Raw genomic sequence first — 24,022 nt, forward strand, 5'->3', positions numbered from 1 at the left:
TAATTATATAACAATATTTGACTCAAGCGAGATAATTTTTGGGGAGAAAGCAGGCGTATTGCCAGATATGGAATAGGGCTGGTGGCGATTTGATCACAGGGAAGGAGAGAAGAATGTGGTTTTAGGGTTGGAGGTAGTTACGGAGGACGGTTTCAGCGGGCTTACCTTGGATGCTGTAGCCGGTATCGGTGGGGCCGCCATTGGAGAAGACATCCCATTTGAAGAAGAAGACACCGGCGAAAGGTTGTTGTTTGTTATATTGATAATTTTGTTGCCGATTAAGATCGGCTGCGAAAGCAGTGAGGAATGATTGATAGCCTTGGGCTTGGGCGGCGGTGTTGGCTGGGATGTTGTCGGTATTGATGTAGTTCCAAGGTTTGGACAGCGCCCAAGGGAGGGTGGGGTAGCCAACTTCGGTAAAGAGGATGGGGCGTTGGGTTTGGGTTGAGAATTGGATGAGGGATTGCTTGATGTCTAACCATCGATTAGATAACGCAGTTGGGTCATCTTGTTTGTCGGCGGGTAGGTTGGCGGTGAGATCCCAGTAGCCGTTGATGCCGATGTAGTCGAGGTCGTGCCAGAATGGAGGAGCGTGGTAGTGATCCCAGTTGGTGGAGTAGTAGAGCTTGCCAGTGAATTGGGCTCGGGCACGGGCGATGGTGGCTCGCCAGTCAGACAGGAAGGTGGGTTTTTCAGTCGTGAGTAGTTCGGAGCCGACAGCAAAGAGGTCGGTGTTTGTATTGGATGCAATCTGTAGAAAATGTTTTTGTGTTTGGCGATAGGATTGCCACCAAGGCTCCCAGCGTTCAGGGTGGATCTTGCCGCGCCATTCATTGCCGCGTGGTTTGTAGAGATCGATTTGCGGCATGAGGGCAGTGATGAGATCTTTAGATTTAGCATGGTTCAGGACTGCGGTTAGATGTTGGGCGGTTGGGCCAAAGCCAGGGCCGGTCTTAAGTTCGATGGTGGGAGAAGAAGAGTTCTCCATAAACACAGGGGTATTAATTTGGATGGCGTTACAGCCGAGTGCATGGATCTGATCGATGGCGCGGATATAAATGCCGACATCATCGGTGTGGTACATGTTGAGGGTGAAACCGCGGAGGGTGGGAAGGGATTTTAATGTGGTGTTATTCGGTTGCTGCGGTTCGCGATGACCGGGGATTTGAGTGTTGGGTGTTGTTGTGTCTGAGATAAAGCTCTCACCCGTTGAGTGAATGGGCTTAGAGGGAGAAGATGTGATGTGTGTTAGTGCGATGAGTACATTCGCAAGTACGATGAGCAAGGTGAGGACAAGGAGTAGGCGGATCATGGTGTTTAATGTATCGAGGTAAGAAAGAGAGTGCTAGGGTTTTTGGGCATGTGGGATCATTGTGTGATGAAAAGAAAAACCCACACCGACGGCGGTGTGGGTTTGAAATTGCGTTGTTGATTGAGCGTATTACTGAATTAATAGTAAGGTGCGGGTGGGGCTTGGCCGGGCTCGCCTTCTGGGCCACCCATGCCAGGGCCTTGCTGCTGCATTTGTTGGAAGGTGTTGACGGTGTCGACGACGAACTTGATGTTGTCAGCAGGGATGAACAGGACGGTTGCGGTGGAGTTGTCTTGGATTCCCATGCCCATAGCGATGGGTGAGAGGTCGGCAGGTGCAGCGATGGGTGGTGCACCCATCATGGGTAGCCACATGTTGGCGACTTCTGCGATGCCACCGAGAGATATATAGCCTTCCATCACAGGGTTTTCCGGAAGGAACTTGTTACGGATGTTGGCGAGTAGTGGCTGAGCGCCGAGACCGCCACCTTTGCCGAGTGAGTTCAGAGCTGCGTTGAGTTGTGCCTGATCGAGCGAAGTGGTTTGCACGATGTAGTCACCCTTAGCGGCGATGTAGCCGTTGTAGTTAGGATTCATCATCATGGCCATGGGGCCCATTTGCTGCATCATTTCAGGAGGCATGACCATGGTCATGGAATATTGAGCAACGGTTGCGCCGTCGAGTTCAAGTGCGTTGTCACGCCAAGTGGTTTGGAAGGACATCTCGCCTCCGCCCATTCCTTCTTCTTGATTTGCACCGGGTTGAGGGAACTCGATGTTGCCGAGAGCAGCCATGTAATTCTTAATGTCTTCGAGTGATTTTTTGCTGTCCTTGGTTTTATAAATCTGCACCTGATTGACCATCGCTTGTGCCATCATGTTCGGTGGATAGAGCACGGAAGCTGATGCGTCGATGTTTTTGATCATGGGGATCGCATCACGGTAGAGCTTGCCCATACCCGGCATCATGTCACCCATTGTGTCATCCATGACGTTGGCCGTGAACTCGACGACTTTGACCATGTTGATGGCTTTCGTGTCGGTTGCGAAGGCAAAGAGATAGGGTGATGCGGGGAGGTCTGCCAAGATAGCAGTTGCTTGTGATTTGCCACCGGGGAGGTATTCGCTGATTTTGCCGCCGGGTTTATATCCGAGGGAGTATGAACCGAGGACGCCTGCGGGCTCAACTTTAGCGGAGAGGACAAATGCTTCAGCTTCTTCTTCGACGGTCTTGAGAACTGTTTGAGCGAGCTGCATCATTTTTTGTTCAGTACCAACGGCCTCTTCGCCTTCAAGGCCTTCGGCGACTGCTTGTTGCATCTTTCGTTGCATTTCGTCAAGGATTTTCGGGCCGACAAAATTAGCGACAGCTGCGGCGTCGATATAAACGAAAATATCTGCGTTTTCGAGGTCGGCTTTGCCAAGTGCACCGGCACGCTTGAGGAGCGCGGCACCTTCGTCACCAGCTTTATAGTTGATGACGGCATCGGCAGATGGGCTGATTAGCGCGTAGTCACCGACTTTGCGGGCAAATGCGTCGCCGGGTTCGTCCATAGCGATTTCGGCGACTTCATCTTTGGGGTTGCCGTCTTTTGCTTTGATGAACGCATCGTAGTCAGTGACGGGGATCATGAGGAAGACCGTGTCTTCATCTGGACCATCTTCGGTGAGTGTACCGACGACGAAGATGAGCGAGCCATTGTCGTTCATTGCAGTGTCGAGACGCGATTCGCTTTTAAAGATTTGTAAGAGATTGGTGGTTTCTGGTGCAAGGGCAGCCAATCCTGTGGATTCTGATAGATTGGCGATCTTGTCGTTAAGGTCTGCCAGGTTGGGGACCGCGATGAACATGCTGCTGTCTTTGGGGATCATGTTCAGCATCTTCTCGTCTGCACGAGCGGTGGTACTGATAAGCATGGTCAGGATGGTCAGCAGGCAGATGGCCAGCGGTTTATGTTTCGGCCGGGTTGTCATCTTGTGGGACTCCTTGTCTCTGAATATTGCCGGAAAAGATGCGGGTGGGTCATGTTGCACGCGCGTCCGGCGGCTTGATGGTAATATATTCGCCTTCGCCATGGCGTATCGGCTAAAATTCCTTAAGGATTACCCAAAAATGGGAAAGAACCTCATCGGAACAGGCAAAAAAGTGCTTGTCGCCATGTCAGGCGGCGTGGACAGCTCTGTGACCGCGGCACTTCTGAAGTCAGAAGGGTACGAAGTGGTCGGCTGTTTTATGCGCCTGGGATCGGATGATTCCGTGGAGGCGGCTCATGGGTATGATAACCTGTACGACGCGTCTTGCGACCCCAAGAAGATTAAAATTGGGCATCAGGGGTGTTGCTCATTGAATGATGCGTCTGATGCTCGGCATGTGGCGGCGATTTTGGGGGTGCCGTTCTATGTGATGAATTTCAAGAAGGATTTCGGGCGGGTGATTGATTATTTCGTGGATGAGTATAACGCGGGGCGGACGCCGAACCCATGTGTGCGATGTAATGATTGGTTGAAGTTTGGGAAGCTGCACGACTATGCGAAGTCGATCGATGCGGACTTTATCGCGTCGGGGCATTATGCACGGATTGGCCGTGATGGGAATGGTCGAGCGCAGCTCTTGCGGGGGAAGGATCATAAGAAGGATCAATCATATGTGCTGTTTGGTTCGCCGCGGGATCGGCTGGATGAGATGATGTTGCCGATTGGTGACATGGAGAAGGACGTGGTGCGGCAGATTGCGGATGACTATGACTTGCCGGTGTTTGATAAGCCAGATTCGCAGGAGATCTGTTTTGTGCCGGACAATGATTATGCACGGCTGGTGAAAATGCGGTCGCCGGAGCAGTTTGCCGAAGGGGATATAGTGGATGAAGAGGGGAAGGTTGTAGGGAAACATCAGGGGCATCAGCACTTCACAATCGGTCAAAGAAGAGGGACGGGCGTAGCGCTGGGTTATCCGATCTATGTGACGGGCCGCGATCCGGAAACGAATGTAGTGACGGTGGGTAAGAAGGATGCACTACTGTCGGGTGGGTGTGAGGCTGACCAGATTAACTGGCTTACAGATGAAGTGCCGAATGATTGGATAACCTGTGAGGCTAAGATTCGGTACAACAGTTTGCCGAAGGGGGCGAAGTGCCGTGTAATGGGGGATAAGTTGGAAGTGAAGTTTGATGAGCCGCAGGAAGCGGTGACGCCGGGGCAGGCGGTGGTGTGCTTTGCTGGAGATGTGGTGTTAGGCGGGGGATGGATCATGAAGGCAATGGGCGAAGCGGAGTAATTGAGATGCGTGCGATCGGATTGATCATGATTGTTGTTGGGGTGGTGATGATGTTTATTGGTGGGGTGATGTTTGTGTTTTCTGCGAGGATTGGGAGGGGGAAGAAGAAGGATCATCTGCCGGGCGAAGGGATGATCGGCGCGGATGGTCAGGCCGATGCGATGATTGCGAGTGATAAGTTGTTTGTGATTGGTTTAATACTGGCGATTATAGGGGTGGTGCTTTTGATGAAGTAAATTTTGTGTTTGATTGCTGAAGGGAGTATGGTCGATGGGTCGGAATTCAAAGCGATTTGTATTAGGTTGTACGGCAGCTTGTTTGTTTAATGGTATGGGTGAGGTTGACGCGGCGGAGCGGCCGAATGTGATTTATATTCTGGCGGACGATTTGGGGTATGGTGATATTGGCCGTCTGGGGCAGAAAGAAATTTTGACGCCGAGTTTAGATCGGATGGTGGATGAAGGTTTGTTGTTTACGCAGCATTATGCGGGTGGTCCTGTTTGTGGGCCATCGCGAGCATGTTTGATGACGGGGATGAGTCAGGCGGTGGGGCATATCAAAGGGAATGCGGGAAGGCTGCAAGAGCGCGAGAACCTGCGTGATGAAGATGTGACGATCGCAGAGAAATTAAAAGAGGCGGGATATCAGACGGCATGTTTTGGGAAGTGGGGAATGGGGCCAATGGGCATGTCAGGTTATCCGCTCAACCAAGGGTTTGATATGTTTGTGGGTTATGACACACATAAGTCGGCCCATGATTATTATCCTGAACAGTTGCGGAAGGATGGGGGTGTGCTTGCATTAGCGGAGGGAACATATAGCCATGATGTTTTCACGGATGAGGCGCTTAAGTATTTGAGGGAGGATCATGGGAAGCCGTTTTTTATGTATTTGGCGTATACGATACCGCATGGGCCGTATAACCCGCCGGATGTGAAGCCTTATGAAAAGAAGGATTGGCCTGATAAGCATAAGAAGTATGCGGCAATGATCACGCGGATGGATCGTGATATTGGGCGGTTGCTGGATCTGCTTGTTGCGCGCGGGATGGCGGAAAATACGCTTGTGATTTTTGCGAGTGATAATGGGCCGCAGTCTGAATTCGGTAGAGGGCCGAATGCGATGACGAAATTTTTTAAGAGCAGTGGGGGCTTGCGTGGGATAAAGCGTGATGTGTTTGAAGGTGGGGTTCGGGTTCCGATGATTGCGTGGTGGCCTGGTCGTGTGAAAGTGGGTGTGACGGATCATGTTTCTGGCTTTCAGGATTTGATGCCGACGTTGTGTGAGTTGGTGGGTGCTGACGTACCGAAGGGTTCGGATGGGATTTCGATGTTGCCGACTTTGATTGGAAAAAAAGGGACGCAGACGAAGCACGATTACTTGTATTGGGAATTCATCAATATGGGGAAAGGTGCCGGTGGACGGCAGGGCGTGTTGTTTGTGGATGAGAATGTGAAGGCAGTGCGTTTTGGATTGCATGATGATGTACGGCTGTATGATTTGGAGAATGATCTTGGGGAGGCGCGAGATATCAGCGATCAGGATTCGCCGCTTGCAGAGCGGCTCGGCCATTATATGGATGAAGTGCGAAGTGAGAGCGTGCTCTGGCCACGGGAGATGTTGGAGAAGGGCTGGCGGAAGCCGAAATAGTCTTGTTTTTCAGATGAAAATGTGCGGCTGTTTTGTCAAACAATTCGAGTTCATCGTACAATCTGGGTATGACATGGACGTATGAAAAAGAGTTAAGGGATTGGCTGCCAGGGATTGGTTGCGATGTTGAATGGGATACTGACTTGGGAGCGAGGACGTGGTATGCCGTGGGGGGAAAGTGCGCGGCATTGGCGCATCCGAAAGATGAGGTGCAGTTAGAGATGGTGGTGCAGGGGGCACATGAGCGGGGCGTGCCGATGTATGTACTAGGGTCGGGTGCGAATTTGTTGGTGCTATCAAAGGGAGTGGATGGTGTGGTGGTGCTGCTGGATGATGAGTATTGGCAGGAGTATGAGATCAAGGTTGATGAGGTTGTGGCACGTGGTGGTTGTGACTTGATGAAGTTGGTGCGTGAGACGGCGAAGGCGGGACAGGCCGGTTTGGAAGTTTTGGCGGGGATACCGGCGAGTGTTGGAGGCGCGGTGCGGATGAATGCAGGGGGCGCATTTGGTGAGATTGGTTCAAGTGTGAAGTGGGTGCGCGTGATGGATGTGCGGGGTGAGGTGCGGGTAATTGATCGGGATGAGTTATGTTTTTCATATCGTCATACAAATGTGGTTGAGCCGTTGATTTTGGAGGTAGGGTTTGAATTGGCGGGTGGCGATGCGACGGCGCTAATGCAAAGGGTGAAAGAGATTTTTTTGTATAAGAAGAATTCGCAGCCGATGGGCGCGAACTCAGCTGGCTGTGCGTTTAAGAATCCATCCTCTTCCTCGGAAGGCGAAGCAAAGGGAGCGGGACAATTGATTGATGAGGCTGGGTTGAAGGGTTACCGGATTGGGCGGGCGCAGGTGTCGGAGGTGCATGCGAATTTTATTACCGCGGATAAGAAGGATGATGATCCGAAGGTGGCGGATGAGGTGTTCGCTGTGATGTGTCATGCACAGGAAGTTGTGCATGAACGATTTGGGATTGAATTGGTGCGGGAAGTGGTGGTGTGGCCGGCTCCTCGCTGATCGCCATGATGATGTGTTTGCCTGTTTTGTTACATGCGGGGATGGTGAAATTATTTGGGCAGGGGATGGGGGTATGCCGATGTATTGAGTTGTGTGGGTGGGTCCATTTCTTTGTGTTGTTCTATGTGTTGCGTTTGTGTTTATACGGATGCGCTTACGTGTGATTACCGAGGTGCATGGTGTGAATGTTCTATTGATGCGGCGTCATGGATGATGGCGGCTGCGAGGATTCGGAGTTAGCGCATGGAATGGGATGTCGTCTTATTGTCTCGCTTGCAATTTGCACTGACGATCATGTTTCATTATCTGTTTCCACCACTCACGATTGGTCTTGGCGGGCTCATCGTGATTTATGAAACGTATTATTTAACGACCAAAAATACGTTGTGGAAGAGTGCGAACATCTTCTGGATTAAAGTCTTTGCGGTGACGTTTGCGGTAGGTGTGGCGACGGGGATTGTGATGGAGTTTGAGTTCGGCACGAATTGGGCAAATTATTCGCGGTTTGTGGGTGATGTGTTTGGTTCGGCTTTGGCGGCGGAAGGGATATTTGCGTTCTTTCTCGAATCGGGCTTCCTGGCGGTGCTTGTATTTGGACGAGATCGTGTGGGGAAGAAGTTTTATTACTTCTCAACATGGATGGTGTTTCTGGGTTCTGTGTTCTCGTCGATATGGATTGTGATCGCGAATTCGTGGATGCAAACGCCGGGTGGATCTCACATCACGCAGATGATGGTGGAGGGTCAGCCGTGGTTTATTGATGGTGAGCCGGTGATGCGGGCGGAGATGACGAGTTTTTGGGGAGTGGTGTTTAATATTTCCTCAGTAAATCGGCTGACACATGTGTGGTCGGGTTGCATCATTATGGGTGGTTTTTTTGTGCTTTCGATCTGCGCGTGGTACATCATGCGGAACAAGCACCTGGAGGTGGCGACGAAGTGTTTTAAAGTGGCGTTGGTATATTCATTTGTGGGTGTGATCGCGGCAGTGGTGACAGGGGATTCGAATGCGCGGATGGTTGCGTTCCATCAGCCTGCGAAGTTGGCCGCGATGGAAGGGATTTATCATACGAGTGAGGGGCCGACGGGAATTCATTTGTTTGGCGTTCCTGATTCGAAGACGGAGACGGTGAAGATGTCGGTGGTGTTGCCGGATGCACTTTCGATTTTGGTCTATCGAGATTTACCGCCGACGAAGCCTGTGCCGGGGTTGGATCAGATCGCACCGGAAGATCGCCCGCCAGTGTTTATACCGTTTGTTGCGTTTCATACGATGGTGGGGATTGGATTTGGTTTGTTGGGATTGATGTTGTTAGCGTTTTGGTTCTGGTGGAGGGGGTCGTTGTTTAAGAAGAAGTGGATGATGTTTTTGTTCGTGATTTCGGTGTTGGGTGCGGTTGCTGCGAATGAACTAGGATGGGTGACCGCGGAAGTGGGGCGGCAGCCGTGGATTGTGGTGCCGCCGGTGGTTGTTGATGAACAGGGAGAGTTTGTACGGAATGCAGATGGCTACATTCAGTATCAAAAAGTTGAATATCCAACCGAATCAGGGCAACCGGGTAAAGTCATGCCGATGGGGATGCGAACTTCGGATGGCCATTCGAAGATTGTGACGGCGGGGCAGGTGGTGTTTTCGATCATCATGTTTGGGGCGATTTATATTTTGCTGTTTTTTGTATGGGTGTTTGTGTTGAATAGCAAGATTCAGAAAGGGCCGGTATTGACGGGAGAATCGACATCGGCGCCGGAAGGATTTTTGCGGACAGCTGGCGAGCATGCGCATGGTCATAAGGCGTCACTTGCTGAAGAGCATGACAATGCGGGTGAAAGTGATCCGTCGAAGTCTCCGCCATCTGATCCACCACCACCGCACACGCATGATAATGGTGATTTGGATGACCCGCCTCCGCCGCCAAGTCCCAACACGTAAGTTATGTGTCTAATCGTATATTAGACCGGACGATTGAATTTTATATTGGTTTTGCCAGGACAATCATCATGGATTTAAACCTGTTATGGTTCATTCTCGTTGGTGTATTAATGACGGGATATGCTATTTTGGATGGCTTTGATCTGGGCGTAGGGATTTTGCATCTGACGGTGCGAGATGATACGCAGCGGCGGATTCATTTGAATTCGATCGGGCCGTTGTGGGATGGGAATGAGGTTTGGTTGGTGGTGTTTGGTGGGGCGCTGTTCGCCGCGTTTCCAGAGTCGTATGCGACGATCTTCTCCGCGTTTTATGTGCCGTTTATGTTATTACTATTTGGATTGATCTTTCGTGCAGTGGCCATTGAGTTTCGGTCGAAGCAAAATCATTCGTTCTGGCGTGGTTTTTGGGATTTTTGTTTCTTTGGTGCGTCACTGCTGGCGACATTCTTGTTTGGTGTGGCGGTGGGCAATTCCATGATCGGAATCCCGCTGGATGAGCGGTATGAATTTAGTGGAACGCTCGTTCATTTGCTCAACCCGTATTCTTTGACAGTGGGTGTATTGGCGGTGTCGTTATTCACCATGCACGGCGCAATTTATTTGTATTTGAAGACTGAAGGGGATTTGCAAAAGCATGCACATAAAATGATGTGGCGAGGGTTTGGCTTCTTTTTAGCAATGTACATCATTGTGACGGTTTATACTTTAGTAGCGGTGCCGCGGGCGATCGAGAATTTTCAGAACTATCCGTGGGCATGGATTGTGGTGGGATTAAACGTACTAGCTATTGCGAATATACCGAGGGCGATTCATCATAATCGTCCGTTGTATGCGTTTGTGAGTTCGTGCTGCACGATTGCGGCTTTTGTGTTTTTATTTTCAATCGCGCTGTATCCGAATTTGGTGACTAGCTCGGTAAACGAAGCGAAGCATTCGCTTAATATTTATAACGCAGCTTCGGCGGATAATACGCTGATTGTGATGACGATTATTGCACTGATTGGCATGCCGATTGTGCTGTTATACACGGCGATTGTGTATTGGACGTTTCGAGGGAAGGTTGTGCTGGATGAGCATTCGTATTGATTGGCATCTAGTGATGTGGTAGTTGAAGCGCTTTTAGAGCTCCATCCGCGGAACGAGCGGGCTTGATGATAAAGAGAAGAATATGTTGGTTGGTATGGTGCAGGATTAAGCTCGACGGAGGGCAAGGATGAGTTCGATTTTGCCGATGTGTTCGCCGGTGGCGGCGGAGATTTGCTGCGAGGTCTGTCCATCGTCTGCAAGTTTGTAGATGGTTTCGTGATCGGTTTCTTTTATCTCTTGAGTGTTGTAGAGCGTGGGTAGGTCGGTGGGAGTGGCTGAAAGATTTTGTTTTTTAGGGCGATTTTGCAATTTTTCAGATTGAGATGATGGCGGTGTGTTGTCATTCTGCGTGGGTTGTGTGTGGGGGGTAGAGGATTGGAGTTGTTGAAGTTGAGCGATGCGGAGTTCGGCTTCGTCGACGAGTTTTTCGAGCATGATGGTTTTGGCGTCGAGTTGTGAGGTGAGTTGTTTGCCGAGCGCTTCAAGTTCGACCATGAGTGTTTCCATGTCGCCGCGGACGGCTTGTTTTTCTTTGAGTCGTTCGAGGTGTTCGTGAGCGGTAAGACCATTGTTGCCAGAGGCGCGACGTTTCTTGCGTTTGCGGATGCCCATGAGCATGGCGGCGATGATGAGGAGAATCGCAATAGCGAGGAGGCTGTTCTCGAAGAGTGTGTTGGCAAGGAGGAGGGTCATGATGTTCGTCCCTCCGCGCGATCTTGTAGTTGTTTGAGGTGTTGATGGACGATGGCAGCGAGTTCGTTTTGGACCGCTGTGAGGGGGAGGTTGTGCTGCTGGGCGAGTTGGTAGATGTCGCGCCATTCGGGTTTGGCGGCGATGGGTTTGCCGTGAAGGTGACCGACTTTTGCGGTGAAGGGTCCGAGGGGAGAGTCGAGCTGGGTAAAGGATCGTTCCAAGGTGGTGCGGTCCCAGGCGCGGTGTCGGAGGCCGAAGGCACCAGATTCGCGGAGAATGGTTTCGGCGAGTTGATCTTGATCTTCGGGGGCGGCGAGTACGCTGAGCATGACAGCAGGGCGGCCGGCTTTCATGTTGATGGGAGTGGTCCAGACGTCGAGTGCGCCCTGTGTCATGAGTTTGTCCTGAAGGGAAGCGAGCAGTTCGGGGGTGGTGTCGTCGATATTGATGACGAGTTCGACCACGTTGCGGGGGGTGTTGTCGATGTCGTGATGCGCGTGGTCTTCAGACACAAAGTGGCTCCGGGGACGTATACTTGTGATGTGCGGCCGGCAGAAATGAACGGCACATGTGCACAGTTTAACCAATCCTTGTCGGCATGTGATCATGAATTCAGGCAATCCACAAAATGAATCATCTTCTTCGGAAGCTGCGGAGGGTGATCAAATGGCAATGGTGGCGGCGCGGCATAGCTTGGTGAAATGCGTGGCGCGGGCGCTGCGGCATGAGTATGGTGCGCATGAGGCGCGGTTGCTGGTCGGGGTCTCGGGTGGTTGCGATTCGGTGGCGTTGCTACGGGCGGTGAATTTTTTGCGGTCACGTCGATCGTTTAAGCATGAGATTGTGGTGGGACATGTGCAGCATCACTTGCGAGATGAGGCGGCGGAGGAAGATGCGCGGTTTGTGCAGGGGATGGCAAAGGGGCTTGGATTGGTGTATGACCGAGCGGATTTGGATTTGTCGGGTGCGGCAAATGTGGAGCAGGCGGCGCGAGATGGACGGTATGCGGCGCTGATTGGGATGGCAGAGAAGCACGGTTGTGGTTTGATTGCGACGGCGCACCATGCGGACGATCAGCTTGAGACACTATTGATGCGAATGCTACGGGGGAGTGCGGCGGCAGGTTTACGCGGGATTGTGGCGGAGCGTGAGTTGGATGGTACTGAGGTGAGATTGATCCGCCCAATGTTGGAAGTGACACGGGCGGCAGCGGAAGATTTTTTGCGGCAGATAGGTCAGAGTTGGCGGGAGGATCATACGAATGCAGACGTGACGCGGATGCGCGCAAGGTTGCGGCATGAAGTGTTGCCCGTGTTGCGAGAAATTCAAACGGATGCGCCAGAGAAAGCGGTGGGATTGGCGGATCACATGCGCGCGTTGGATGAACTTGTGAAGAAACAGGTAGTGTTGCTGATGCGCCAGGTTTTGCCGGAAGGGCCAGCTGAGATTGAAGATGGAGCTGCAAGGGTGCGGTTGAATCGGGCGCTGTTGCGGGCGACGGAGCCGGTGGTACTGTTGCCGTTTTTAAAAGAGATTGTGCAGGTGGCGGGGCGAAATCCGGATAGGGTGGGGCGGCGAGTGCTGGAGCCGCTATTGAAAGCGATCAAAGATCGGCACGGTCATGAGCGCGTGTTTGATGTGGGTAGTGGTGTGGTGTTGGTGCTGAGTCGAGATCATCTTGAGTTGGTGCGTGATACGAAATGAAGTTAGGTGATGACGGGGACGGCTTCGCGGAGTTTGAGCAGTGTTGTTGCGGAAACGATGATGATGGCGATGCCGAGCCAGCCTGTCCATGCGATTTGTTCTTGGAAGATGAGCAAGCCGATGAGTGAGGAGAAGACGGGGACGAGCATGCCGAGGATGCCACCTTGTGCGACGGTGACGTGTTTGTAGGCGTAGGTCATGAGTATTTGGCCTGCTGCTGCGGTGAGTCCGATGGCGAGGAGGAGGACGCCGCTGATGAAGCCGAGGTCGATGGGGTTGATGGTCGCGGGGATGAGGACGATCCAGAAGCCGAAGGTACATTGAGCGAGGAAGATGGCGAAGCTGGTGTCAGATCGGCGGAGGACGCGGATGATGGTGGTGGCGACGGCGGAGCAGAGTGCGCCGAGGATGGCGAGTGCGTCAAAAATACCAATGCCTTGCCATATGTTGCCGCGGCCTTCACCGATGACCATAGTCATGCCGAGGAATGCGAGGATGATCATGAACCATGCGAGGCGGGGCATTTTTTCTTTAAGGAAGATGTTGGCGATGACGGCGGCGAAGATAGGTGCGGAGTAGATGAGGATGGTGCCTTTGGCGATGCCGACTTTGTTGATGGCGAGATAGAAGAGGAAGATGGTGATGCCGCCGATGATGCCGCGGAGGATGAGCAGGGGCGAGCGAACGCATTGGAGGTCGATGGTTTTGGTGATGGCAAGTGTGGCGAGGATAGCCATGCCGATGGCGAAGCGGAAGAGTGTTGTTTTGGTGGCATCAATGTTGTCGGCGTAGCGGATGAGTCCCGCCATGATGGCGAAGATGATGCTGGAGCAGATCATGGTGAGCACGCCTTTGGTGAAGCTGCTCATGGAGATGCCTTTCTGTAAAAAATGGCGGCGGTGATGTTGAATGTCGGCGTTTTGTAGGTATGAGGATGAATGATGTATGAATGCAATTAATAAAACAAGCTCGCTACTGGAACGAGCTTGAATATTGTTTTGTGATTTAAAACTGTTAGAAAAACTTAACCCATTTCCTCGAGACGGCGATTGGCTTCACGGACACCGATCTGCATGACGTCGTGAAGTTTAACAAGTTGTGCGGTGCGCGGTTTGGTACGGCCTTGTTCCCAGAAATAAACAGATTGCATGGATGCGCCGACAAGGAGTGCGAAGTCTGCGGCGGAGAGGCCAAGTTTTTTACGCTGTGATGCAATACGCTTGGAGCTGATGGATTTGACGGCAACATCGCTGTCGGATGCTGCGGTGACTGTGGCCTCACGGATACGTTTTTCCTGCTTGGCGAGCAAGGCGATTTTACGCTGCAGTTCAGCAACTTGTTTTTTTAATGCAGAGATTTCTTTTTTTTGTGTTGCAACCTGCTTTTGTGTCCCACCCATTTGGGATTTAATTTCTTTGCGGGCAACACGTGCAATTTCATCTTTCAAAACTTGCTGAATATTCGGCATTCAAGGTCCTTTCTTCTTGCCTCAAAGAACAGGCAAAGATGTCTTCTTTTTAATGATGAATCAAGTGCGCTTGCCCGGAGCACGCGATTAAAACCAGTATGTCTATGATTAACATAATATCATGTGCTTATCGACGCCAGTCAATTCTAGGAACATCTCCCCACATCATCTCAAGATCATAGTGGGCACGTGTGGTAGGCTCGAAGAGATGGATCATAACTTGTCCCAAGTCAAGTACAAGCCAGGTCACGGAAGGGTCTTTTTCATGTCCGATGCGTGAAAGATCAAAGTTTTCTGCGAGTTCTTCCAGATCATCTCCTACAGAGCGCATCTGCCGATCACTAGTGCCGGTGGCGATTAAAACATAATCGCAAATTTGGCTAGCACCGCGCACATCCATGGCGATCACTTCTTCACAGTGCGAATCTTTGAGCATGCGTGCTGCTTCTAGTACAAATGCATGTGCTTCGTTTTCTGTTGAAGGATCACTGGTTTTATTCATTTCTTTGTCGGTCATTGCGTTGTTAACTTTCTTGTACCATTGAAAAAGCCCAGGATGCTCGCATCCGTGGGCTTGTTATTCTAGCGTGAATTGTGTTTTAATGCTTCTGTTGCTTTACCCGAGGTGCAGCCATGCCGCGATGACCGGAGAGAACTTCACGACAAGACCGGCAAATACGACGCTAACAATACTCACCAATTTGATGAGAATATTGAGTGATGGGCCGGAGGTGTCTTTGAAAGGGTCGCCCACAGTGTCGCCGACGACGGTGGCTTTGTGATTGTCGGAACCCTTACCGCCACATTCGCCAGTTTCGATGTACTTCTTGGCGTTGTCCCATGCGCCACCTGCGTTGGCCATGAAGATGGCGATGCCGAAGCCGCAAACAAGTGTGCCGGCAAGCAGGCCCATGGTGCCGGGGACACCGAGGACGAGGCCGACGATAATCGGGACGAGAACTGCCATCAAGGATGGGATGACCATTTCCTTGAGTGCGCCGCCGGTGGAGATGTTTACACAACTTGCGTAGTCAGGATACTGATGGCCATCGGCTTTGACTTCGAAGGGCCACTTCATCGGGTCGGCGATATCGTCGTCGCTCATACCGTCCTTCTTAAATTGTGCTTTCATAATGCCGAACTGACGGCGGCACTCACGCATCATTGCATAGGCAGCGCGGCCGACGGCGTTCATGGTCATCGCACAGAAAACCATCACCATCATGACGCCGATGAAGAGTCCGCAGAGGACGCGTGGGTTCATGAGGGTGACGTTGTAGAAATTAAGCAGTTCGGGAAGTGATGCTTCTCTTACCTTGACGACTTCGAAGCTTTTGCCAGCGATATTGCCGGACATGTCAGTGAGTTCGATTTTGCCATCAGCGGCTTCGATTGCGTTTACGATTTCTTTGTTGTTACCGCTGACAAGGATGCCGCCGACGAAGGTATCTTCGCCTGCTTCGTTTGTTCCATCTTTGATAGTGAACGTGCCACCGTTACCTGCATAGGCGACGATCTCTTGTTGTGTTGCGACGCCTTCAACGATCTGATTGTCGAGGTTGGTTTGGACGGTGGTGACGTAGGCTGCGAGCAACGCCATCGCGGTGAGTGCAGCGGAACCGATGGCGAAACCTTTGCCGGTGGCGGCGGTGGTGTTGCCGAGTGAATCGAGCATGTCGGTGCGTTCGCGGACATGCGGTGGTTGGTGGGTCATCTCCGCGTTGCCGCCGGCGTTGTCGGCGATGGGGCCATAGGCGTCGGTGGCGAGTGTAATGCCGAGTGTTGAGAGCATGCCGACCGCGGCGATGCCGATGCCGAAGACGCCGAGGAGGAAGTGTTCGTTGCCGCCTGCAAAGATGAAGGCGCACATGATGGCGACGACGACGGTGAGCAGCGGAATCCAAGTCGAGATCATGCCTTCAGCAATACCAGCGATGATGACGGTTGCCGCACCGGTTTCAGCTTGCTTGGAGATGCGCTGAGTCGGGGCGTGTTCGTAGGAGGTGTAATATTCGGTACCCCAAGCGATGACGAGGCCGGCGATAAGGCCGGAGACGATGGAGCCGAAGATGCCGAGTGAGCTGATGCCGACGTCGCTGAATGCTTCGCCGCCAATGAGTGTTTTGAGCAGGAAGAAGGCGCCGACGATGATAAGTCCGGAGCTAAGCCAGACGCCGCCGTGGAGCGACTTGAGGAGTTGGCTGAAGCTGGCGTTGTCTTTGGCGCGGACCATGAAGATCGAGAAGATCGAGGTGAGGATGCCGAGGCCGGCAAGGACGGCAGGTGCGATGACGAGTTTGATCGCAGAGGAAGCGTCGAGGCTGAGGCTGTATGCGGCCGCTGCAGCGAGTGCCATGGCAGCGAGGATGGAGCCGTAGTAGGACTCGTAGAGGTCAGCGCCCATGCCTGCGACGTCACCGACGTTGTCGCCAACATTGTCAGCGATGGTGGCGGGGTTACGTGCGTCGTCTTCGGGGATGCCGGCTTCAACTTTGCCGACCAGGTCCGCACCGACGTCCGCAGCTTTGGTGTAGATACCGCCGCCAACGCGGGCAAAGAGGGCTTGCAGAGAAGCACCCATGGCGAAGCTGAGGGTGATGGTGGTGATTTCGGTGAGCGTGGCGGTTTCCATGCCGAAGAGATTGGTCAGCACGAGGAACCAGATGGAGATGTCAAGCAGGGCGAAGCCTGTGACACAGAGACCCATGACGGCACCGGCGCGAAAGGCGACTTTGAGGCCGTCGTTGAGACTGTTCTTGGCAGCGTTTGCAGTACGAGCAGACGCATTGGTGGCGGTCTTCATGCCGAGGTAGCCGCAGAGGCCGGAGAAGAGCGACGCGATGGCGACGCCGGCCCAGGTAAGCTCGGACTGTAGCCCGACGAGACCCATGCCGACGAGGATGATGACGAGGAGAGCAACCACGGCGTAGACGACCTTGGCCTGACGACGGAGATAGGCATAAGCGCCGTCGCGGACAGCTTGCGCGATCCGAACCATGTTTTCATCGCCTTCGTCTTGCTTCATGAAGCCGGTGTAGAAGAAGAAGGCCATGATCAACGCAGTTACGGCACCGATGGGCGCGAGCCAGTATAGAGATGGCAAAGTAGCGGCAGCTGCTTCGCCCTGCGCCATCGCAGGTGTCGCCATCACAGCCATGAGAGCTGTGAACAACATAAACCCAGGGAATCTAACACGCATTTGATGCGTCTCCTGTAAGGGGACCCGAGTGATTCCGTGCCGCCTCGGCGCGTAACCATGTCGCGGGCCACATGGACCAAATGTAATAACAGACCTGTACGATCGCCTTAGCGACAACACAGGTCTGACTATATTTATTTATGAATCTTTCACGCACCCCTCTTGCGCGGGATGCGCGGCGAAGAAGGGGGCTCGATGCTCTATAGCTAGGTCCCCGCCCATCGCAGCGAAGGTCTAGCGACGGCCACTCGGCTTGTTGCTGGTGTTGCCACGGCTTCCGGCACCCGGCACGGTGCGCTTCTGGCTTTTGCGCATGGCGCGCTGTTTGCGTTCGCTGGGCTTCTCGAAGTAAGCACGCTTCTTGATGTCCTTGGTCAAGCCTTCTTTTTCGCAAAGCTTCTTGAACCGGCGCAACATCTGTTCTGCTGTTTCGCCACTGCGTGCTTTGATACGGATCGCCATGTCGTTTTTTCCCTTTGTTTTGCTGGTTTAACGAGCCGACTATTTTTACAGACACCGCCGCGCATTGCAAACCCGCAAGCTCAGCTACCCGGTTTATCACATAAACTTTTACATCACAAGCGATCATAAGTTCATGAAAACAAACCACTTGCCCCTGGTTACGTTTTTGTGCGCCTACATGTCCCCACAGCGCTTTGACCCACACAACCTCGGTCGCCAATTTCCACGGCCCTGATTCTAAGAAAATGCTATCGGCCTGTGTGGTTCCAAACCAACAATTTCTCAATTATTTACAATTTTGCACTGAGCCATGTGGATAACGAAAGGAGAGGCGATTTTGTGAGTAAACATCTTTGTTGATGGGCGACATCGAATGCGGTTTTGCCTCACGGAGTGATGTGGGCTTACAATGCACGAGCCGAAAGGCAATTGGGACCAGTGGTGTGGCCTCTGCCGGACAAATATGCGCGGGCAAGTCCTCACTTCGCCGATCTATCATCATCCATACCTCATCCCCGCAAACGGGCAAGGAGCATTCCGATGCTGCAGGGCGCTTATACAGCCATGATTACACCATTCCAAAACGGGCAGGTCGACTTCGATCGCCTTCGAGCCAATGTCGATTTTCAGATTGATCATGGCATTGATGGGCTTGTTCCTGTCGGTACGACAGGCGAATGTCCGACGCTATCACATGAAGAACATCGTGATGTGATTAAAGCGGTAGTGGAGCAAGCGGCTGGCCGGGTAAAGGTGATTGCGGGAACAGGATCTAACTCAACCACTGAAGCACTAAACTTAACGAAGCATGCGAAGGAAGTCGGTGCGGATGCGGCGCTGATGGTGAATCCATATTACAACAAGCCGAACCAAGAGGGGTTGTACCGGCACTTCGTGCATATTGCGGATACCGTGGATATCCCGATTGTGCTATACAACATTCCTGGGCGAACAAATATCACGATGGAAGCGGCAACCGTCGCGCGACTCGGTAAGCATCCGAACATCGTGGCGATCAAAGAAGCGACGGGCTCGTGTGACATGACTTCTGAGATCAAACAGCTGACGGATTTGACGGTGATTTCTGGTGATGACTCATTGACGTTGCCGCTGATGTCGATCGGCGGAGCAGGAGTGATCTCGGTGCTATCGAATTTGATTCCGGACAAGATCAAAGCGCTGACGTCATCGGCGCTAGCGGGGAATTTTTCAGAGGCATTAAAGCATCACAACGATATTTTTCCGTTGTGTAAAGCGTGTCTGACGCTGGCGACGAATCCGATTACGATCAAGACAGCGATGGCGATTTGTGGTAAGGACACAGGGGAGCTTCGGTTACCACTGTGTGAAATGCCGCTGAAGCCGAAGGCGCAGTTAGAGGATTTGTTGCGAGAGCATGGGATTAAATAAGCCGCCTAGGGATGTGTTTTTTAAGGTGTATTCAACGGATCAATATTTAGAAGCCCGCAGCGTTCATGTTGCGGGTTTTTTGTTGCACCAAAAGGCTGTTGAATTAAGTGCTCGGCTTGATCATTATGACCACTAGGGGCCATTTCCGCCTAAACAATCGAAGCTTGATCCTTACAATGCACATGACATTAATGTTCATGTCGTAGGTTTACTGTTCGCCATCTTGCATCCAGATCAATGAGGAGATCGATCATGTCCATGCGCGCCTGCCGTATTGCCGGTTTGGTTCTTACTGCCGGTACCTTATTTGCCAGCCACAGTTTCGCAGCACTCACACATCAATGGACCAAGCAGTTTGGTACATCGACGGATGATACTTCACGTGATGTGAGTGTTGGCTCAGACAATCGGATTTATGTGGGGGGGAATACAAAGGGCACGTTGGGACATCCGAATGCAGGATCGTGGGATGGGTTTGTTCGGCGGTTTGATGCGTCCGGTGGTATCTCGCACACACGGCAGTTTGGGACGAGTGGATTTGAATTCAATCCGGGGGTGGTGGCTGAACCAGTCGGTGGTGCGATTGTGGTGGGTGGTTCACACGGATCGCTGTACGGCACGCAAGTTGGATCAGGTGATGCAGTGATTGCAAACTATAGTAGTACTGGTGTGTTGTTATGGTCGGATCAGTTGGGCAGTAGTGCGTCAGATTTATATTTGGATGTGGCGCAAGGTTTGGGCGGGAATGTAGTGGCAGTGGGATCAACGCTCGGCAATATTATCGGGACAAATGCGGGGTCACGGGATGTGCTGATTCGGAAGTACAGTTCGACGGGGTCGGCGCTCTGGACGCGACAGTTTGGTGGTACATCGTTAGACACGGGCAATGGGGTTGCGATCGATCATGTGGGTAACATTTATGTGGTGGGGCAGACGTCGACACATCTGGGCGTTGGCGGCAGTGTGGGGGAAGATGCGTTTGTGCGGAAGTACAGCTCGACGGGGACGGAGATGTGGACGCGGCAGATTGGTGGGTTGGGTAATGAAGATGGGGTGGCGATTACGGTACGTCATGGTGATGTTTATATCACAGGTCATACGACAGGCAGTGTGGAAGGGACTAATGCGGGTGGGACAGATATGTTTGCTTCGAAGATTGATGGAACCACTGGCGGGGTTGCCTGGACCAAGCAGTTTGGCACAAGTGGCGATGATGTTGGTGGCGCGATCGCGGTGGACGCGGACGGCCATGTTTTTATTCATGGGCGGACTGGCGGCGCATTGGGCGGGGCGCATCTGGGAGGTATCGATGCGTTTTTGATGGAGTTAGCAGCGGACGGCACGCAGCTTTGGTCGGATCAATATGGTACGATCGCAGATGAGGGTGGTGATGGGATTTCGCTGGATGATTTGGGGAATGTGTATGTGACCGGTCGGACCGAGGGGACAGTTGATACGTTCGGTGGGTCGCATTTAGGTGGTGAAGATGGTTATCTGCGGAAGTATAGCGGAGCGGCGATCCCGGAGCCAAGTGTTGGGGTTGTGATGTTTGGCGGAGTGATGTTGGCATGCCGAAGACGTAAAGTCTAATCGTTGATTAGATATTAAGCATGATAATCATCGTAATGAAACATAGCGATCAATGTGATTCGGGTTTGTAGACGGCGCGGACTTCGATGAATGTGTTGTAGTCCTGGATGGTGACTTTCCAAGGTGGGATATCGTAGCGTTTTCTTTGGCGAAAGGCGGCGACCACCTCTTTGGGTGGATCGGGTGCGAAGACGCGGATGGCTTTGAAGGCGAGGTTGTAGGTGGGTTGTTCGTAGACGATGTTTTTAAGTTTGAGGTCGACGCGGTATTCGGAGGCGGCATTATTGGAGGGACCGAAGATTTCACATTCAACTTCATTACGCTGATTGAAGCGGTTGGGCAGGCCGACGTATTTGTTGGCTTTGGTAGCGTAGGGTTGATCGGGGTTTTGTGGGTTGTGTTTGTCCCAGTGTTTGAGGGAGGTGAAGCCAAGGTTGGTCCAGGTGCGCATGACCTGTTGGGGGGTGAGGTTTTTTGGGGCGGCGGGGGCCGCGTTGGTATGGGCTTTGGGCGCGGCAGAGCAGGCGGAGAGAAAGAAGCAGAGGAGTAAGATGGTGCAGACGGTTTTCATAGAAATGGTGTCGGCGAGATGATTCGCGGTGGTTGAGGTTTTGTGATGATGTGACAGGAGGGGTTGTGGCGAGGTGCCAATAAAAAAACACCGCGGACGTACGCGGTGCTGATTCGTGAATTGATGTTTTGTTTGTGGGGTTATGCGCGTTTGCGGCGGGTAGGGCGGTGGTTGGTAAGGAAGAGTGAGGCGAGAGTGATCAGGGAGAGGGATGCGGGTTCGGGGATGATGGTGGGGAGGTCGTAGATGTAGGCGGAGCCGGAGTTGTATCCGTGATCGTCGGTATATTTTGCTCCAATGACGATAGTATTGCCGTGGATGCCGACATCGGAACCATAACCATCGAAAGTTGCAGGATCAGTGGCTACGAGTTTAGCAAGTTGGTTGCCGGTTGTGATATCGAATACGTAAACGGCTCCGGTGTTGGGGTCATCGGCATCGTGGCTCAGTGCGCTAATGAGGGCGATATCGTTACTGATAGCAATGGAGTATCCGAATAAGTCGCCGGCTACGGTATCTGAGGCTGTGAGTTTAGTGATTTGGTTTCCGGTAGTGATGTCGAAGAGATAGACGGCACCGGCGTTGATGCCGTATTCATCATTGGCGTTTGCGCCAACAATGGCGATATTTCCACTGATGGCGACGGCGTTGCCAAAACTATTGTATTCTACGGGGTCATTGGGTGTCAGTTTGGTGATCTGTTGACCTGTCTTTACGTCAAAGATGTAGGCAGCACCGGAATTTTTGCCGTGTTCATCGTCTTTGGATGGTGTTCCGACGATAGCGAAATCATTTTCGATGGCGACAGAGTGGCCAAAGGCGTCCCATACTGCGATATCGGATGAGGTGAGTTTTGCGATTTGGTTTCCGGTGGCGATGTCGAAGAGATAGGCGGCACCTGTATTTATGCCTAGTTCATCATTGCCGCTTGCTCCGACGATGGCGGTGTTGCCATGGATCGCAACCGCGCCCCCGAAATAGCCGCCTTTTTGTGGCCCAGAAGGGATGAGTCTAGTGATCTGTGTGCCTGTTTGAATGTCAAAGAGGTAAGCAGCACCAGAGTTGAGGCCAAGGTCATCTTTACTTGGTGCTCCGATGATGGCGGTATTGCCATTGATTGCAACGGATACGCCAAATTTATCGTCCGCTGCTGCATCTGAAGCGGTGAGCTTTGCGACCTGCTTGTTGTTAGATGTATTGAAGAGATAGACAGAGCCGGAATCGGTACCGTTGTCATCATTACGAAAGGCGCTCACGATGGCGATGTCGTTGTATACATCAGTGGCGAAGCCAAACCAGTCTTCTGCCGCGGCGTCATTTGATGTGATTTTGATTTCGGCGTGGGTGGTTGCTACTGATGAGAGTAGAGCAGCGAGGGCGAATAGGCTGGTGGTGCAGATGCGTGTGATGGAGCGGTTGGTTTTTTGCGAACCGCAAGTGGCTGAAAGCATCATCTTTAATTCCTCCGGAATATGTATGAGTCTCAAATATGCAGGCAGCCTTTATTGTATCTTGCTGTGCAGGCGTGTCACGGATGAAACTTCTTGCCGTGTCGAAGATTGATGGACGCCTAGCGTTTGGTTGGTTTGCGTAAGATGGGAGAGATGTGCTTCCCCGAAAGTTCCTCCCCGGACCGGCGGTCCGGGGCTTGTCAAGATGGGGGAATGGGGTGGTGTGGTTATAGAGGAGAAGAGACCCTACACGCGGAGCGTGTAGGGTTGTTGTATTAGAAAATCGTGTTGGGAATGAATGTTATTAAGAAAAGAAAGCCCACGGCGTGGAAGCCGTGGGCTTGGTGTTGTTTGATGTTGTGTTGGAAGTCGTAAACTTCCGGGGGAGGGGGGGCTACTCTTCGAATTTTTCGATGAGCCAGTACTCGAGTTCGACGGGAGTTGCGCGGCCGAAGATGGTGACGACGACGCGGACCTTGCCTTGATCGGGCAGGAGTTCGTCGACGGTGGCTTCCATGTTTTCGAAGGGGCCGCCGGTGATTTTGACATGGTCGCCGGGAGCGAATTCCATCTTGACGGTAGGCTGTTCTTCGGCGGGTTTGGAGGCCTGCTGCATCTTTTCGATCTCGGGGATCGACATGGGTGATGGGCGGCCTGCGGTGCCGATGAAGTCGCCGACGCCGGTGGTTTCCTTAATCAGGAAGAAGACGTCCTGTGGGATACGCCCATCGTTTTCGAGACGCATTTCGACAAAGACGTAGCCGGGGTAGAGTTTCTTTTCGATGATCTTTTGCTTGCCGCCCTTGATGGTCTTTTCTTTTTCTGTCGGGACCATGATGCGGTTGACGAGATTGGTGAACCCTTCGATCTTGATCTTGGAGAGCAAGGTTTGGCGGACGTAGTCTTCCTTGTTGGAAGCGACGCGGAGGACGAACCAGTTCATGCCAGCGTAGACGAGTGGCTCTTCTTCTTCGGAGAGATCGTCTGCGGGCTGAGTTGCTTTGGAGAGGTCGGGGGTTAGCGACGGCGGCGCGATAGGCGAGCCGAGCTGACCGGGTTCGTGATCCTCTGTTTGTTCTTCAGCGGGCGGCGTTGGTGGTGGGCCGTCAGCGGAGAGGATGTCATCGATTTGTTTTTCGGTTGTCGGATTCTCTTGCTCGTTCATTGCGAGAGCCTTCCGTCTATTCACAGGTTAGTTGGGTTGTT

Annotated in this window: 21 protein-coding genes; 9 read left to right on the top strand and 12 right to left on the bottom strand. The window is 52.4% G+C overall.

Features of this window, described 5'->3' with window-relative positions; all coding sequences use genetic code 11:
• Positions 1 to 121: 121 nt before the first annotated feature.
• Both ACQ6WK_RS01420 and ACQ6WK_RS01425 read right to left on the bottom strand, forming a co-directional pair.
• Entirely contained in the window at positions 122 to 1,312 is a 1,191-nt protein-coding gene (locus ACQ6WK_RS01420) for a glycoside hydrolase family 113 (RefSeq protein WP_432798959.1), read from the bottom strand.
• A 137-nt stretch (positions 1,313 to 1,449) separates the two neighbouring features.
• Positions 1,450 to 3,285, bottom strand: coding sequence for a hypothetical protein (locus ACQ6WK_RS01425; protein WP_432798960.1), 1,836 nt, complete (start codon positions 3,283 to 3,285; stop codon positions 1,450 to 1,452).
• A gap of 139 nt (positions 3,286 to 3,424) precedes the next feature.
• Between ACQ6WK_RS01425 and mnmA the strand changes: the two genes are divergently transcribed.
• The 6 genes from mnmA (at position 3,425) to cydB (ending at position 10,268) form a co-directional block, all read left to right on the top strand.
• Positions 3,425 to 4,585: a tRNA 2-thiouridine(34) synthase MnmA gene (gene mnmA / locus ACQ6WK_RS01430; protein WP_432798961.1), complete on the top strand. Its 1,161-nt coding sequence runs from the start codon at positions 3,425 to 3,427 to the stop codon at positions 4,583 to 4,585.
• 5 nt (positions 4,586 to 4,590) lie between these two features.
• Entirely contained in the window at positions 4,591 to 4,821 is a 231-nt protein-coding gene (locus ACQ6WK_RS01435) for a hypothetical protein (RefSeq protein ID WP_432798962.1), read from the top strand.
• A 34-nt stretch (positions 4,822 to 4,855) separates the two neighbouring features.
• Positions 4,856 to 6,235, top strand: coding sequence for an arylsulfatase (locus tag ACQ6WK_RS01440; protein ID WP_432798963.1), 1,380 nt, complete (start codon positions 4,856 to 4,858; stop codon positions 6,233 to 6,235).
• A 68-nt stretch (positions 6,236 to 6,303) separates the two neighbouring features.
• Positions 6,304 to 7,251, top strand: a complete 948-nt coding sequence (gene murB / locus ACQ6WK_RS01445; RefSeq protein WP_432798964.1) for a UDP-N-acetylmuramate dehydrogenase — start codon at positions 6,304 to 6,306, stop codon at positions 7,249 to 7,251.
• Positions 7,252 to 7,494: 243 nt separating this feature from the next.
• Positions 7,495 to 9,180 (top strand): cytochrome ubiquinol oxidase subunit I, encoded by a 1,686-nt coding sequence (locus ACQ6WK_RS01450; RefSeq protein ID WP_432798965.1) that lies wholly within the window; start codon positions 7,495 to 7,497, stop codon positions 9,178 to 9,180.
• A gap of 68 nt (positions 9,181 to 9,248) precedes the next feature.
• On the top strand, positions 9,249 to 10,268 hold the full coding sequence (cydB, locus tag ACQ6WK_RS01455) for a cytochrome d ubiquinol oxidase subunit II (RefSeq protein WP_432798966.1): 1,020 nt from the start codon (positions 9,249 to 9,251) through the stop codon (positions 10,266 to 10,268).
• 105 nt (positions 10,269 to 10,373) lie between these two features.
• On the opposite strand, the gene ACQ6WK_RS01460 is transcribed toward cydB, so the two are convergent.
• Both ACQ6WK_RS01460 and larC read right to left on the bottom strand, forming a co-directional pair.
• Positions 10,374 to 10,961: a hypothetical protein gene (locus ACQ6WK_RS01460; RefSeq protein WP_432798967.1), complete on the bottom strand. Its 588-nt coding sequence runs from the start codon at positions 10,959 to 10,961 to the stop codon at positions 10,374 to 10,376.
• The gene (gene larC, locus ACQ6WK_RS01465) at positions 10,958 to 11,473 is read right to left on the bottom strand and encodes a nickel insertion protein (protein WP_432798968.1); all 516 of its coding nucleotides are present in this window, start codon (positions 11,471 to 11,473) and stop codon (positions 10,958 to 10,960) included. The genes ACQ6WK_RS01460 and larC overlap by 4 nt, the downstream gene beginning before the upstream one ends.
• Before the next feature lie 94 nt (positions 11,474 to 11,567).
• On the opposite strand from larC, the gene tilS reads away from it, so the two are divergent.
• Positions 11,568 to 12,665: a tRNA lysidine(34) synthetase TilS gene (tilS, locus tag ACQ6WK_RS01470; protein ID WP_432798969.1), complete on the top strand. Its 1,098-nt coding sequence runs from the start codon at positions 11,568 to 11,570 to the stop codon at positions 12,663 to 12,665.
• Between the two features lie 2 nt (positions 12,666 to 12,667).
• Here tilS and ACQ6WK_RS01475 read toward each other — a convergent pair whose 3' ends face one another.
• The 5 genes from ACQ6WK_RS01475 to rpsU all read right to left on the bottom strand — a co-directional run bounded on the left by ACQ6WK_RS01475 (position 12,668) and on the right by rpsU (position 17,794).
• Positions 12,668 to 13,534 carry a DMT family transporter gene (locus ACQ6WK_RS01475; protein ID WP_432798970.1) on the bottom strand — a complete coding sequence of 289 codons (867 nt, stop codon included), beginning with the start codon at positions 13,532 to 13,534 and terminating at the stop codon, positions 12,668 to 12,670.
• A 155-nt stretch (positions 13,535 to 13,689) separates the two neighbouring features.
• Positions 13,690 to 14,133, bottom strand: a complete 444-nt coding sequence (locus tag ACQ6WK_RS01480; RefSeq protein ID WP_432798971.1) for a helix-turn-helix domain-containing protein — start codon at positions 14,131 to 14,133, stop codon at positions 13,690 to 13,692.
• Positions 14,134 to 14,260: 127 nt separating this feature from the next.
• The gene (rsfS, locus tag ACQ6WK_RS01485; protein WP_432798972.1) at positions 14,261 to 14,650 is read right to left on the bottom strand and encodes a ribosome silencing factor; all 390 of its coding nucleotides are present in this window, start codon (positions 14,648 to 14,650) and stop codon (positions 14,261 to 14,263) included.
• Between the two features lie 99 nt (positions 14,651 to 14,749).
• The gene (locus ACQ6WK_RS01490) at positions 14,750 to 17,266 is read right to left on the bottom strand and encodes a sodium-translocating pyrophosphatase (RefSeq protein WP_432800362.1); all 2,517 of its coding nucleotides are present in this window, start codon (positions 17,264 to 17,266) and stop codon (positions 14,750 to 14,752) included.
• 300 nt (positions 17,267 to 17,566) lie between these two features.
• Positions 17,567 to 17,794, bottom strand: coding sequence for a 30S ribosomal protein S21 (gene rpsU / locus ACQ6WK_RS01495; RefSeq protein ID WP_432798973.1), 228 nt, complete (start codon positions 17,792 to 17,794; stop codon positions 17,567 to 17,569).
• A gap of 540 nt (positions 17,795 to 18,334) precedes the next feature.
• On the opposite strand from rpsU, the gene dapA reads away from it, so the two are divergent.
• Positions 18,335 to 19,204: a 4-hydroxy-tetrahydrodipicolinate synthase gene (gene dapA / locus ACQ6WK_RS01500; RefSeq protein ID WP_432798974.1), complete on the top strand. Its 870-nt coding sequence runs from the start codon at positions 18,335 to 18,337 to the stop codon at positions 19,202 to 19,204.
• 252 nt (positions 19,205 to 19,456) lie between these two features.
• Positions 19,457 to 20,794: an SBBP repeat-containing protein gene (locus tag ACQ6WK_RS01505; protein WP_432798975.1), complete on the top strand. Its 1,338-nt coding sequence runs from the start codon at positions 19,457 to 19,459 to the stop codon at positions 20,792 to 20,794.
• A 49-nt stretch (positions 20,795 to 20,843) separates the two neighbouring features.
• Here ACQ6WK_RS01505 and ACQ6WK_RS01510 read toward each other — a convergent pair whose 3' ends face one another.
• The 3 genes from ACQ6WK_RS01510 to nusG all read right to left on the bottom strand — a co-directional run bounded on the left by ACQ6WK_RS01510 (position 20,844) and on the right by nusG (position 23,981).
• Positions 20,844 to 21,365 (bottom strand): hypothetical protein, encoded by a 522-nt coding sequence (locus ACQ6WK_RS01510; protein WP_432798976.1) that lies wholly within the window; start codon positions 21,363 to 21,365, stop codon positions 20,844 to 20,846.
• A 140-nt stretch (positions 21,366 to 21,505) separates the two neighbouring features.
• Complete coding sequence (locus tag ACQ6WK_RS01515) at positions 21,506 to 22,819, bottom strand: FG-GAP repeat protein (protein WP_432798977.1); 1,314 nt, start codon at positions 22,817 to 22,819, stop codon at positions 21,506 to 21,508.
• Between the two features lie 391 nt (positions 22,820 to 23,210).
• Complete coding sequence (nusG, locus tag ACQ6WK_RS01520; protein WP_432798978.1) at positions 23,211 to 23,981, bottom strand: transcription termination/antitermination protein NusG; 771 nt, start codon at positions 23,979 to 23,981, stop codon at positions 23,211 to 23,213.
• Between the last annotated feature and the right edge of the window lie 41 nt (positions 23,982 to 24,022).

It is taken from the genome of Poriferisphaera sp. WC338 (genome assembly GCF_050931845.1).
Classification (GTDB): domain Bacteria; phylum Planctomycetota; class Phycisphaerae; order Phycisphaerales; family Phycisphaeraceae; genus Poriferisphaera.